The sequence below is a fragment of the Pseudanabaena sp. PCC 6802 genome (genome assembly GCF_000332175.1).
In the GTDB taxonomy this organism is placed as follows: domain Bacteria; phylum Cyanobacteriota; class Cyanobacteriia; order Pseudanabaenales; family Pseudanabaenaceae; genus PCC-6802.
In genome coordinates this window covers 3344280-3357233 of the sequence record NZ_KB235914.1, presented here as the reverse complement: position 1 = coordinate 3357233, position 12954 = coordinate 3344280, and the positions used below count along the sequence as shown (strand labels likewise).

The following is a 12954-nucleotide window of genomic DNA, read 5'->3' as shown; positions in this document are numbered from 1 at the left end:
TTACCCCTTACCCAAAGGGAAACACCAAAGTGGGGGCTATACCCTTGCGACCCCTAAATTATAGAGTTATATGCGGTATCCAGATAGGACGCTATATATTGGTATGAAACCACAGCATTCCCATTTACAACGCCTGGTACTCCAGCCCCAGCAAAGTACGCGGCTCTTAGTGCCATCTGCCCAAATTGAGCTTACTCCCGCCCAACAGCACTATCTGGCACATGTTTTACGCCTCAAACCCGGCGCGGAGTTTATTGCCCTTAACGGCAAAGGACAATGGTGGCGGGCAGAATTGCTGGCGGATCTAAAAACAGCAGCGATCGCTGAAGAAATCATTGCCCATACCGAATTGCCCATACCAGTAACGCTGGCGATCGCTATGCCCAAGGGTAACGGGATGGAAGCAGTCATTCGTACCTGCACCGAGTTAGGTATAAGCCGCATCGTGCCGCTATGGAGCGATCGCACCGTCGTCAAGTCAGGCACCAGCATGGGCGTACAAAAACTAGAACGATGGCAGCGCATCGCCCAGGAAGCCTCAGAACAATCCCTGCGCACCTACGTACCAGAGATCGTCGAGCCGCAAGCTTTTGCTGATTGGTCAATCCAGCCTCATCCTGGCGATCGGGTGCGTAAATTTATCTGTGTTACCCACGGAGATAGATCGCATTTACTGAATTCTATGTTAGAAATTTGCCATCAAAAACAATTAAGCGATGTGATTTGGGTGGTGACAGGGCCAGAAGGAGGTTGGACAAAAGACGAGGAAGAGTTAGCCATAGACCATGATTTCAAGCCAGTGGCGCTGGGCGATCGCATTCTGGCAGCAACCACAGCACCAGTGGTAGCATTATCAATAATCAGTGCCGTAATTAGCACCATTTAGTGCCGAGGAGTGTATCGGTTTCTAGGCTTATGCTCTTACACAATCAAGAATTACTGCGAATCGGTACCAGGGGAAAATCTCTGCATAATATTACAAATGAGGTGGAAGCGATCGTAGCGCGATCCCGCGTACAAACGGGGTTATGCACGGTGTTTGTGATGCATTCCTCAGCTAGCTTAATTATTCAAGAGAACGCCGATCCAGATGTTTTGACAGACCTGGAAACTTTTTTTACTAAACTCGTTCCAGAATATGGGCTAAACTATCGCCATACCGCCGAAGGATCGGATGACATGCCCGCACATATCCGTGCCGCTTTAACTAAGACATCTGAAAATATCCCCATTGCAAGAGGCAGATTAGTCTTAGGAATATGGCAAGGTATCTACGTGTGGGAACATCGCGATCGCGGTCGTACCCGTGAGATTATGGTGCATATTTCGGGGAACTAATGGCATCTCGGACGAAACCACGTACGCGCATAAGAAGGATTAAAACAGCTAGCTGGGTCAAGTGGCTGCTACCCGGACTAGTTGTGAAGCGCTGGTTATTTATTAGCGTTTTAGGAATAACTTTAATTGTTTTGGGATTGGCGATTTCAGTGCGGTTAACCCCTGTTTTTTACTTTACAAGACTGGTGGGTTCGTTAATCGATTTGTTTGCGTCGCGAGTACCGCGACATATCAGCGGGCCAATTGCAATCTTGCTCGGCTTTGTACTGCTCTGGCTGGGACATAAACGGGCTTTAGGCTCGATTACGCAAGTCCTCATGCCAGACAACGATAAGGAACTGGTTGACGTCCTGATCGACCACCGCAAACTCAAGCGAGGTCCCAAATTAGTAACTTTAGGCGGTGGAACTGGCTTATCAAATCTCCTACGCGGCCTCAAGAACTATAGCTCTAATATCACAGCGATCGTTACGGTTGCGGATGATGGTGGTTCCTCGGGGCGATTGCGCCGAGAATATGGTGTTTTACCGCCGGGGGATATTCGTAACTGTCTAGCCGCACTGGCTGATGAGGAAAAACTACTGACTGAGTTATTTCAATATCGCTTTACTACGGGGGAGGGACTGAGCGGTCACAGCTTTGGTAATTTATTTATTACCGCTATGAACGACATCACTGGCGATCTAGATCGGGCGATCGCCGCCAGTTCTAAGGTTTTAGCCGTACGCGGTCGAGTCTTGCCTGCCACCCTAGATCATGTATCGCTGTGGGCAGAGCTACAGGATGGACGTCGTATAGAAGGAGAATCTAATATTCCTGAGGCAAACGGTAAGATTGCACGTATTGGTTGCACTCCCGATAACCCCATTGCTCTACCGCAGGCGGTTGCAGATATTGCCGAAGCTGACTGTATCATTATCGGGCCTGGTAGTTTGTATACCAGCATCTGCCCTAATCTATTGGTACCGGGGATTTTAGAGGCGATCGCTGACAGTCAGGCTCCATGCATCTATGTCTGTAATATCATGAGTCAACCAGGTGAAACTGATGGGTACACGGTTGCCGATTACGTGCGGACTTTAGATCGGGTAGCTGGAGGGCGGTTATTTGATGTTGTTTTAGTCCAGAAGTATAAACCATCCGATCGTGCGCTCCAAAATTATGCAAAATCGGGGGCAACCTTTACAGAGTTAGATCGCGATGGTTTGGTAGAGCTTAACTGTCCGATTTTATTGGCAAATGTCATGCAAGAGATGCCCGATGGGAAAGTGCGCCACGATCCAGATCGGTTGGCAGGTGTTTTGATGCGCTGGTACAATCGACAACAATAACGGATATCTAAGGGCGATATGACGGAAAGACCCTCACTACCGAAAACGTACAGCCTCAGAGTAAAGTCGAGCATATACCAATTAAACGATGTCCAGAAGTGGTTTACTCAATTTGACTGCATACCACATAAGGCATGGTTGCAGTGCAACTTGATCCTGACTGAGGGATTTACCAACGTCATCTGCCATGCCCATGAAAAGCTGCCAGAGGACACCCCAATCGATATTGAAGTTACGCTGTTAGAAGGCGCGTTAGAATTGCGGATCTGGGATTTTGGCCAACCTTTCGATCTCAAGGCCGAGTTAGAAAAGCTGGCTCAACAAAAGTACGATCCTTGGGATATTGACAATATCCCGACGGGGGGAAGGGGGCTAATTATTACCAAATCGGTGTCTGACTATTTCGGCTACGATCGCATGGATGACGGGCGTAACTGCTTTCTGGTTCGCAAAAATTACTGAATAGTTTTTATTGGGGCGCTCTAGATCCATTTGGGTATATTTTACGTACTAGTAACATCAGGTAATACGGAAGGAGCGATCGCTTCAGTTCCTCGTTACCTAGCTATCTCTTGAATGCCTCCGAATCTCGCAATTGTTAATCCAGAAAATTGCAAGGAGAAAAGTCAATGTCTACTAGAAGAAATGTTCCTCACAAAATTGGTTGGCTTGCCGCATTACCCTTGGCACTCCTGACCAGTATCATCATCAGTCCAACGAACGCCTCAGCTAAAGTCAACACCCCAGACAGCACCGTTAATTCTGCGATCGCTATTGACAACACGAGCATCAAGGCTAATCAGTCCTTAACCAACCCGCAACAGTACGTTGCGCATAGATACTATCGCCCCTACTATCGTCCCTACTACAGGTACTACGTACCGCAAAGGCTCTATACCTACAGGTATATCTATAACCCATACACTGGCCTCTACGAATACAGGCTAGTGTACTACTGGCGCTAGTAGATATCGATAGTACTGCACCTGCTTTAACTCTACCTAACATCTCTTAGGTAGAGTTTTTTGCATCTATCTCTTGAAACTCGATCCAACTAGCCTGCGATCGCGCACTAATTGCAACATAAAGCAATATAAAGACGAACCTTTAGTATTGTTTCGCGATCGCGAAGGAAAGTTGGCATGTTTGAGCACCCAATACATCTTTAACTCCACTTGAGATATCCTCAGTGGGGTTCTATCTATAAGAACTCATTAGCAATTTCCAGAAATGCTCTCCTAACACGTAAAAACATCGCAGTCAACAGGGATGAAATTAGGTTCTAAGCAGCATACAGCGTCAGACGGCTGGGGTGTTGGCACCCACGACGTGAATTGTAAAGATGGCAGGATTGAAGTAACCCTTCACTACAAAATCGCGAACGCCTGATAGTTTTACCACCTGCATAGGATCGACTTAAACCCAAAATCTACCCGAATATCTGGGTAGATTTTGGGACTCAATATTTCCGAGATTCTAATAGAATTTTGAATTTTGCATCCAAGCCTCGATCCATCCATCCTACAGTTACGTACTAATGATAACAGATGGGAATGGATGCGAACTAATTAGTGGCTTCCATTCATCTGGGAGAACAAATCGACTTTTACTCAATGTAACATCATAAGGAGAAATAAAATGGCTCATTTACTCGGTACTAATGGCAACGATAACCTCCCAGGTGGTCTAGATAATTCGGGGGACGACATTATGGAGGGAGGCGAAGGTCGCGACACCATTGAAGGTGGCAGTGGCAACGATTCGCTTCTAGGAGGTGATGGCAATGATTTGATTGATGGTGGAGTGGATAATGATACTCTAAGCGGCGGAGATAATAGGGATACTCTAACAGGCGGATTTGGCAATGATTTTCTCCAGGGCGAAAGCGGCAGAGATTTACTAATAGATGTTGAGGGCAGCAACAATCTCAACGGTGGTGTGGGTAACGACACTTTAACCGGCGGTTCTTCTATCGATCCTGGTGCGATTGATACCCTCTTAGGTGGAACGGGAGACGACCTACTACAGCGCCCTACTATTTCTGTTGGCGGTGTTATCTATAACGGGTTTGGAGGAGGTGCCGAAAACGATACGCTAACAGGCGGTAATGGTGCTATAGATCATTTCGTCTTGGGCGATCGCACCGGTATCTTCTATAGTGCTGCTGGTAGCTTTGCCTTAATTGAAAACTTCTCTGAGGCTGATGGAGATAAAATTCGGTTGTTTGGCAATTCCACTAACTATACAGTGGCATTTGGTAATAACTTTGGTGGGTCAGCTTCAGATACAGCATTGTTCGATAGCTCTACTAACGATCTGGTGGCAGTTTTTGTCGATACATCATTAGATCCCACAACTCTTCTATCTGCTGACGCACTTTTTGTGTAGGCAATCTTCAAAAAATCAAATAGTCCTATTACCTCAGTTCTAGTTTTCATATCTCTCGTGCTCTAAATGAGCACGTTTTTCCATGGATAGTCCTGCACCTGCTCGAATTCTACCTTAAATCGCTTAGTTAGAGTTTTTTGTATCTACTTTTTGAAACTAGCGATCCAATTATTGCCCTGGCAAACTGAGATATAGCGTTTTTCAATTGAGAACAGGTTTTATTGACGGGGTGAAGGGGTTTCACACGGCAGTGGCTCTAGCGGGGAACCCCCAAGACCGCCCTGCCTCCCCTTCTTGGGGGCAACGCCCCCAAACCCCCTTCTCGTTTTCATATGAAAACCGCTATATTACAGGGGATATGGCTGTTTTGAGGATCGCTACCTAAAAAATGTACGCTTTATTGTTGCCTTAGCAATAGTTCCTTAATTTCACCTTGATGATTCGGACAAATTTTTGAAGTATTTTTCTCAATGTCTCGATCCATTCATCCCACAGTTGCGTACTAATTACAACAGATAAGAATGGAAGCAGTCAATCACTGGCTTCCATTCCTATCTAGGATAAAAGCAAACAAACGCTTACACAATTAGTAATCAAAGGAATACAACCATGAAACCTAAACTATCTCATCTTTTTCTACTGTTAGCTAGTGCAGTTCCAACTGTGCTAATTCCAGGTCATGCAGGAGCAGTTCCATCTGCCAGCCCTAGCTTTCATGAAGTTAAATCTTCTGTGAACTTTGCCTCTAATACAGTTGAGAAATTGAATCTGCTTGTTCGTGAGGATCTCTTGGTAGCGAAGAGGAATATTCATAGGGATACCTTCAAAGAGGTTCCACCCAAGATGATTCCCACGACAGAAACTAATGGAATCGAAGCCTCACACCCTTCAGCAGTAGATACCTTTAACTCTTTACTGAGTGGAGATACTCTGGTTTAATCAATTTTTGAACCTAGAGAGGTGTAGATATACACTACCTTTCTGAAGAGAGACTGCTGTTTCCCAGTTTCTCTTCAGAATATCCCCATCTTTTGCCAATCCATTCAAATAATTATTAAGCGAACTCACTAGGAGAAAACCGTGAAATCCCAGAAAAGGTTGGTGCAATTTGTCGTTAAAACCTCTAAATTCTGTAACTTACGCTGCCGCTATTGTTATGAATATTCAGAGTTAGGAAATAAAGCAGCGATCGATCTAGAACAATTAGAGCAAATGTATCGTCATATTTACGATTATTATCGTCGACTTGACTGCCCCACTCAAATTGATTTTGTTTGGCACGGTGGGGAACCTTTATTAAACTCCCCAGACTTTTATTGGAAAACATTCGATCTACAGAAAAAGATCTTCGGCGAACTTTCAGATTCAATTTCTAATGCGGTACAGACCAATCTGACAGTATTAAATAAAGAACGAGTGAGACTATTGCGAGATGGCTTCGATAGTGTGGGTGTTTCTGTAGATTTGTTTGGCGGCTTGCGCGTCAATCAAACAGGTGTTGATTCCCTACCTACGGTATTAGCAAATATGGATCGCTTGCACGAAGAAAATATTCGCTTTGGCTGCATCACCGTTCTTACAAAATTAAATCTTCCTCATCTGCGGGAGATTTATAAGTTTTATGAAAAAATGAACCTATCTTGTCGGATATTACCCCTGTTTAAAGGCTCGTTTGATGGGCAACATGATGGGTTTGAAATTAGCCATCATGAGATTCTCAATGCTTTCTGTACGCTAGTTGACTTGTGGCTAGAAAGCGAGAGAACAGTAATGATGATACCAATCGTCGAGCACATAGAGCAAATTCTTCATTACTATAGTCCCAATTCTAAACCATTTTTCTACGACAAACACGAGTGGGAATCAGTTTTTCTAGTAAATACTAATGGCGAAGTTTACAGCTATACAGATGCTTATTCTGGGCTGAGTCACGGCAATATATTTACTACTTCCTTGGAAAGTTTAATTAAAGGAGCATCTCATCATGAAGTTATCGCTGCCGCAGAAGAACGAATGGCAGCTACTTGTTCGACCTGCCCGTTTTTTGGCAGTTGCACTGGTTATCCAGTGGCCGAAGGCAGTAAAGAATATAATGAGTTAGATGAAAGAGGTGTTATTCGGTGCATCGTCACTAAAGGTGTTTTGCAACATGTCGAATATCGCTTGAAACAAGCTGGAATTATCAATCCGGCAACTGGGGAGCTAAATCTCAATCGATTACCTTTGTCAGAAATGCCAGCAGCACTAAGAAGTCCTATATAATTCAGTGCATCTGATGGCTCTAACTCAACAGTAGATGCACTTATGGTGGAATGGCGCTGAAATAAGCAGAGGACATAGATGAAAAAAGTCTTCAAGGCTTGATATATAGCTATAGCCAATAGGCTTAGGACGGGGTGCAGGGGTGGAACCCCTGCGTGGGGGCGCAGCCCCCACACCCCCTGTCTTAACAGATCTGTCTACGGCTATAGATGAATCGAAAGCTTGAAGACCCCAAAATCTATGACTAATTATAATTTCAAGCGCATGGAAATGCTCAAACAAAAATTTGAGCAGAGTACAGGACTACCATTTCGGGATGTTCTGGAAGCAGAAGCGATCGAAGCAATGTGGAACCCCTTCATGGGGGCGTTGCCCCCACTCCCCATCTGTAACCACAACAATTTAAATTGGTATTACTTTAGGGAATTTGGTGTTAGAGATAATTGATGCGAATTTGCATGATATAGGGGCAAACGTCTGTGCACCCCACAAACGCGGCAACTGGGAAGCATCCCAGTTTTGCAATTACCCCTCCGCCTCCGGCACTTCCCCTTGCCAAGGGGACGATGGGTGGGATTATGAACCTGCAAACTTGAGATGTACCCAGCAACTGCACCTTTAGACGAGGATGAGGTCTCGATTAAGATTAAAGCCACTCCCAGCGTTTATCGATGCAAAGCCGACGGGACCTACATTATCAAAGAGATTAGCATCAAATCCAAGTGTCCCGATTCCATTGACATCCTCCGTATAGGAAAATTGATTGATGGAAGCTAGTCCGCCAAAGTTAACAACAATCTTATCGCCCTCTCCAACAAAGTTAGCATCTCTAATGAAGTCAAACTCAAATGAAAATTGGGTACTTGTCCCAATTTCATCCGCGAAAAACAAGAACCGATCGGCTCCCGCACCACCAAATCGGGTGTCGCTGCCTCCACGCCCCATGAGGTCGTCGTTGCCAAACCCACCCACCAGAAAATCGTTTCCATCGTAGCCATTTAAGGTGTCATCGCCGTCGCCACCATCCATATAATCGTTGCCATTGTCAGTAGCGAGGACATCATTGCCAGCACCGCCAAAGAGAGTGTTGTTCCCCGTGCCGCCGATCATGTAATCGTTGTTATTGCCGCCGTCGAGGACATCATTGCCAGCGCCACCAAAGAGTCGATCGTCACCATTGCCGCCAAAGAGTCGATCGTCCAAAGTGCCTGAGTCCAAAGTATCGTTACCATCGCCACCAAACAGGTTGTCCACTGTATTGTTGAAGGTATAACTATCGTTTCCACCACCGCTTGATAAGACTACATTCTCTACGCGATCGAAGGAAAAACTGGAATCTGTAATCAGGTTGGAGTAGTCGATTACGAGCGTATCGTTTCCTGCTCCGCCATCAATATAATCCCCCACACCAGTCAGAGGATTGATTACGTCGTTGCCGTTGTTGCCAAAGATGGAATCTGTTCCCGTAGTACCGAATAAATTATCGTTGCCTGAGGTGCCATTGATAACTGCCATTGCATTTTCTCCTTAGTTTCAGTAAGTTGCGATTTTTGGCTCTCATAGGTTTGGAGCCATGAAATTCAATTTTTTGTCGCAGGGAGATCGCGTGCCCAGCGATCTGTATCTGGCTATAGAGCGCGCCGCGATACATGAAGAGCATTGCTATAGCTATAGCCAATAGGGCTTAGGACGGGGTGCAGGGGTTCCACCCCTGCGTGGGGGTGCAGCCCCCACACCCCCTGTCCTAACAGATCTGTCTACGGCTATAAATTTGAGAGCGAGATTCAGAATCGATCGCTCTGTGATCGATTAAATATTTAGTGTCGCGATATCTGAATCGCGATCGCATTGAACCAATTCCCGTGACCGATGTCGAACGGATAAATTGTTAATTGATTGAATTACCTTTTACTGCATGAGACCAATGTAAATGCTGGTAGTAGTTATGATTGCGATCGCAAACGGATCGTCAAGGAGATCTTCGTCACACCTTAACCTGCATTATTCATGAACCGATATTTACGAGCAAGTGGTTGGTGAAAAAGTGCGCTAAGTCGGTCAGCCAGTTTTTGCGCATGAGCTTTTGTCGCCGCAAGGGAAACAGGCGCTTCAGGATGCCAAACCCGACAAATAAAATCAAAAAACAACGACTATCTTCATGGTTTCATGTAGGATTTCTAGCTGCAAACTACAAATTTGTCATGTTTTCTCGAATCCAACTACGAAACAGCCGAATTAGGGCATTTTCTTTGGTCGTTTTCTTTAACTCCAGAAATCTCTCAAGTCCGGACACTGTTAATAAAGGCAAGGCGACACTGCGATCGCAAACTTGATATTGCTTATCCCTCAGATTATAGATAACCAGCGATCGCCCGTCATAACGCCAAATTTCAGGGATGCCCAGGTTCGCATAAATATCCATGCGATCGATCGAACTACTGCTAATATCAATTTCAATTGCTAAATCCGGTGGTGGATCTATCGTTAAGTCAATTTGTTCTTTATCCCAAACAGCCGATTCATTTTGAATGTAGTAGCACTGATCCGGTTCTAAACCTCTGGCAAGATCTTCGCGATCGCAGGTTCTCGAACCCAAACTACGAATTTCAATGCCCAACTCTTCGGTGAGTGCTTCGACTAAACGCCCTAATAGTTTTTTGTAGGTTTCATGGGGATCTAATGGCATTTTAATTTCTAGTTCGCCGCGATCGTAGGTCAGGCGCATGGCAGGTTGCTGGGCAAAGTCATGAAGCAGGAGCTGATACGTTTGCCAGCTTATATCATGGAGTAAGATGCGATCGGGACTTTGAATTAACGTCGCAGTCATGAGTATTTACCCTTTATTGATAACTGCTTAGGTTCTAAAGAAATGCTTGAAGCCGTTACTTCTCACATTATCATCGATCTGTTCATGAGTATATATTACTATATAGTGGTTTTCAGATAAAAACGAGAAGGGGGTTTGGTGGCGTTGCCCCCAAGAAGGGGAGGCAGGGCGGTCTTGGGGGTTCCCCGCTAGAGCCACTGCCGTGTGGAACCCCTTCACCCCGTCAATAAAACCCGTTCTCAAGTGAAAACCGCTATAATGTCATTGTTTGCTTTGTATCTTAAGTATCGTACAAGTCTAGGGAGGCGCGATTAATTATTGCAATAGACCTGATTTAAGCTCATCCATGAGAAAGTCAATAAAACATTTCACCTTCGCAGATTGAAAACGCCCTCGACGGTAGACAGCTTGAATCGCAAGAGGTTCCGGTTCGTAATCTACCAAAATGACTTTGACAGAGCGATTTTGAATTTCCTTACTATACGCCCACATGGGTGATGTCCCGATCCCAATTCCTGCCAAAACAGCTTCGCAATGTGCCATCGTATTATTCACGCGTAGATTTCCACTCACGGTTACCGTCGTGCCGCGAAACTGCCACTCATTGCCCGTAGACTGATGAGTATAAATAATGCAGTTGTGATGCAGTAAATCGGCTGGCACTTGTGGCTCCCCAAATTTCTCCAAATATTCTACGGAGGCGACGGTAACAAAGCGGGATGTTCCAATTAGTTGCGAAATCAAATTGCGATCCTGAAATTTACCCATTCTGATCGCCACATCTATACTCTCTTCAACTAAATCGACAAAGCGATCGGACATCGTCAGGTCGAGTGTAATATCGGGATAGCGATCGAGAAATCGCTTTAGCCTGGGAAATAGCTCCTGCCGTCCCAACGCCACCGAACAATTGACCCGTAACAGCCCAGATGGATTCTGGCGTTTTCCCACGCTCGACTCTGCCTCAGATAGCACTTCCAGCACATGCTGGCAATGTTCGTAAAAGCGCATCCCTTCGTCAGTCAAATTTACTTTGCGCGTCGATCGCACCAGTAACTGCACGTCCAAATGCTCTTCTAGTGCAGCAATCTGTTTGCTAATTGTGGGCTGAGTTGTATTTATCTCCTTGGCAACAGCCGAGAAACTGCCAAGCTCCACAGTCCGCACAAAACTTTTCATGCACGCAATCAGATCTAGCATCGGGATTAATTCCTAGCAAGAATAAGTCATATTCCATTTTGCCATCTTCTCAAAACTAGGAGAATATAACATCATAAATCTTGTAAGCAAAATCAAAGACAAAAAGGTAATAACTATGATTACGGCAACAGATCTAAGAGCTAATTTTGAAGACATCAAAAACTTAGTGCTACAAGGAAAAGCGATGGAAGCTTTTGAGAAATACTATGCGGATGATGTGGTGATGCAAGAAAATGAAACGCCCGCGACGGTAGGAAAGGATGCCAATCGTCAAAGAGAACTGGATTTCTTTTCTAAGCTAGTTGAATTTCGGACAGCGGAAGTGAAAGCGGTAGCTTATGGTGAAGATGTGATTATTTCAGAATGGTTTGTCGATTACACCCATGCGGAATGGGGTAAGGTAACCCACGATCAGGTATCCGTGCAACGCTGGAGAGATGGCAAGGTAGTCCACGAGCGTTTCTATTACGCCACCTAAAAGGAATCGCTCCTGTTGGTTTAGGGCAGGCATCGTAGTGCTGCCCTTACTGGCGATCGCGAATATTTTTAGCGCCGGAGCAGTGTAACGATTGAGGACTTAGCGATCGCTACTCCGCTCTATAGGTCTTGGGAGTCATGCCTGTAACCTGGCGAAACTGTTGGCTCAGGTGGCTGTGACTGTTAAAGCCACACGAAAGGGCAATATCCACGATCGAGCGATCGGATTGCTTTAATAACTGTTTAGCTCGTTCTATACGCTGCTGGAGCAGGTATTGGTAGGGAGTGGTGCCGATCGCCTGCTTAAATGAACGACTGAAATGAAATTGACTCATTTCGAGCAGTGCTGCTAAATCTGATAGTTTAATATCTCGATCTAGATGAGCGTGGATGTAGTCTAAAACCTGCATGAGTTCGCGCTGCGGTAGCCCCCCCTCGTAGAGTGGTATATGCGGTTTGACAGCCGTATATTGTCTGATCAGGTGTACGGCCAATACATTTGCCAAGGATTCGATGTAGAGTCTGCTGCCTGGATTTTCCTGTTGGAGTTCAGAGAGGAGCATCATAGCGATCGCTTCGATCTGGGGGTCGCGAACCCGAAATTCTGTCAATAGCTCTAAGCGATCGGGGCTACTGTCAATAGTTTCTCTGGCAACATTCTGGATAAATTGAGATGCAATCCGAATCTGCAAATAGCGATCGTCGCTATCCCACCGAGCAAAAAACGGTACCTGGGCAGGCGTAATTGAAATGTGACCTTTCCCGAACAGTCCAGAGAAAGTTTTACCTGCCTGCGTTTGTTGCATGCGAACCGGACGGGGAGAGAGAGAAAAAGAAAGCGTGTGTTCGTCGTGATGTAAAAAGTTGCCCTCACCCGCCGGATTTTGAAATTGCTGAACCAGGATAGTCTCCCAACCTCGATCGCGGCTAGATGAAATGGGTAATCTAGCGCATTCAATTTGATGAGGGATTATTGTTTTCATGATTCCAGTTCAGAATGCTCAAATTACGCATTGTACGCATTGTATTTATAGCTGTAGACAGATCTGTTATAGCGTTTTTCAATGACGAGATGAAGGGGTGGAACCCCTTCTTGGTGGTAACGCCCCCAAACCCCCTGCTCACCTCCAA

Annotated in this window: 15 protein-coding genes; 11 read left to right on the top strand and 4 right to left on the bottom strand. The window is 45.4% G+C overall.

From position 1 onward, the window contains the following. Positions 1-103 precede the first annotated feature (103 nt). The 10 genes from PSE6802_RS0121355 to PSE6802_RS0121315 all read left to right on the top strand — a co-directional run bounded on the left by PSE6802_RS0121355 (position 104) and on the right by PSE6802_RS0121315 (position 7766). Positions 104-886, top strand: a complete 783-nt coding sequence (locus tag PSE6802_RS0121355; RefSeq protein ID WP_019502074.1) for a 16S rRNA (uracil(1498)-N(3))-methyltransferase — start codon at positions 104-106, stop codon at positions 884-886. A 29-nt stretch (positions 887-915) separates the two neighbouring features. Beyond that, positions 916-1338, top strand: coding sequence for a secondary thiamine-phosphate synthase enzyme YjbQ (locus PSE6802_RS0121350; RefSeq protein ID WP_019502073.1), 423 nt, complete (start codon positions 916-918; stop codon positions 1336-1338). After that, positions 1338-2669, top strand: coding sequence for a gluconeogenesis factor YvcK family protein (locus PSE6802_RS0121345; protein ID WP_019502072.1), 1332 nt, complete (start codon positions 1338-1340; stop codon positions 2667-2669). Before PSE6802_RS0121350 ends, PSE6802_RS0121345 begins: the two co-directional genes overlap by 1 nt. Positions 2670-2687: 18 nt before the next feature. Beyond that, entirely contained in the window at positions 2688-3131 is a 444-nt protein-coding gene (locus PSE6802_RS0121340) for an ATP-binding protein (RefSeq protein ID WP_026103453.1), read from the top strand. Between the two features lie 167 nt (positions 3132-3298). Further along, on the top strand, positions 3299-3634 hold the full coding sequence (locus PSE6802_RS0121335) for a hypothetical protein (RefSeq protein WP_019502070.1): 336 nt from the start codon (positions 3299-3301) through the stop codon (positions 3632-3634). Positions 3635-3707: 73 nt separating this feature from the next. Next, positions 3708-3848 (top strand): hypothetical protein, encoded by a 141-nt coding sequence (locus PSE6802_RS33760; protein WP_156815613.1) that lies wholly within the window; start codon positions 3708-3710, stop codon positions 3846-3848. A 459-nt stretch (positions 3849-4307) separates the two neighbouring features. Next, positions 4308-5057, top strand: coding sequence for a calcium-binding protein (locus PSE6802_RS33755; RefSeq protein ID WP_019502069.1), 750 nt, complete (start codon positions 4308-4310; stop codon positions 5055-5057). Between the two features lie 609 nt (positions 5058-5666). Beyond that, positions 5667-5996 carry a hypothetical protein gene (locus tag PSE6802_RS0121325; RefSeq protein ID WP_019502068.1) on the top strand — a complete coding sequence of 110 codons (330 nt, stop codon included), beginning with the start codon at positions 5667-5669 and terminating at the stop codon, positions 5994-5996. Positions 5997-6137: 141 nt separating this feature from the next. Beyond that, a complete protein-coding gene (locus PSE6802_RS0121320) occupies positions 6138-7319 on the top strand; it encodes a radical SAM protein (RefSeq protein WP_019502067.1) in 1182 nt (393 codons plus the stop codon). Positions 7320-7559: 240 nt separating this feature from the next. Continuing rightward, on the top strand, positions 7560-7766 hold the full coding sequence (locus PSE6802_RS0121315; RefSeq protein ID WP_019502066.1) for a hypothetical protein: 207 nt from the start codon (positions 7560-7562) through the stop codon (positions 7764-7766). A 171-nt stretch (positions 7767-7937) separates the two neighbouring features. On the opposite strand, the gene PSE6802_RS29925 is transcribed toward PSE6802_RS0121315, so the two are convergent. The 3 genes from PSE6802_RS29925 to PSE6802_RS0121295 form a co-directional block, all read right to left on the bottom strand. Further along, positions 7938-8834: a calcium-binding protein gene (locus PSE6802_RS29925; RefSeq protein WP_019502065.1), complete on the bottom strand. Its 897-nt coding sequence runs from the start codon at positions 8832-8834 to the stop codon at positions 7938-7940. A 673-nt stretch (positions 8835-9507) separates the two neighbouring features. Further along, positions 9508-10146: a Uma2 family endonuclease gene (locus PSE6802_RS0121300; RefSeq protein ID WP_019502063.1), complete on the bottom strand. Its 639-nt coding sequence runs from the start codon at positions 10144-10146 to the stop codon at positions 9508-9510. A 315-nt stretch (positions 10147-10461) separates the two neighbouring features. After that, positions 10462-11346 (bottom strand): LysR family transcriptional regulator, encoded by an 885-nt coding sequence (locus PSE6802_RS0121295; RefSeq protein WP_019502062.1) that lies wholly within the window; start codon positions 11344-11346, stop codon positions 10462-10464. Between the two features lie 115 nt (positions 11347-11461). Here PSE6802_RS0121295 and PSE6802_RS0121290 point away from each other — a divergent pair, with 115 nt between their 5' ends. Further along, positions 11462-11824 (top strand): nuclear transport factor 2 family protein, encoded by a 363-nt coding sequence (locus PSE6802_RS0121290; RefSeq protein ID WP_019502061.1) that lies wholly within the window; start codon positions 11462-11464, stop codon positions 11822-11824. Positions 11825-11933: 109 nt separating this feature from the next. On the opposite strand, the gene PSE6802_RS0121285 is transcribed toward PSE6802_RS0121290, so the two are convergent. Continuing rightward, positions 11934-12806 carry a helix-turn-helix domain-containing protein gene (locus PSE6802_RS0121285; protein WP_019502060.1) on the bottom strand — a complete coding sequence of 291 codons (873 nt, stop codon included), beginning with the start codon at positions 12804-12806 and terminating at the stop codon, positions 11934-11936. Positions 12807-12954: the final 148 nt, after the last annotated feature.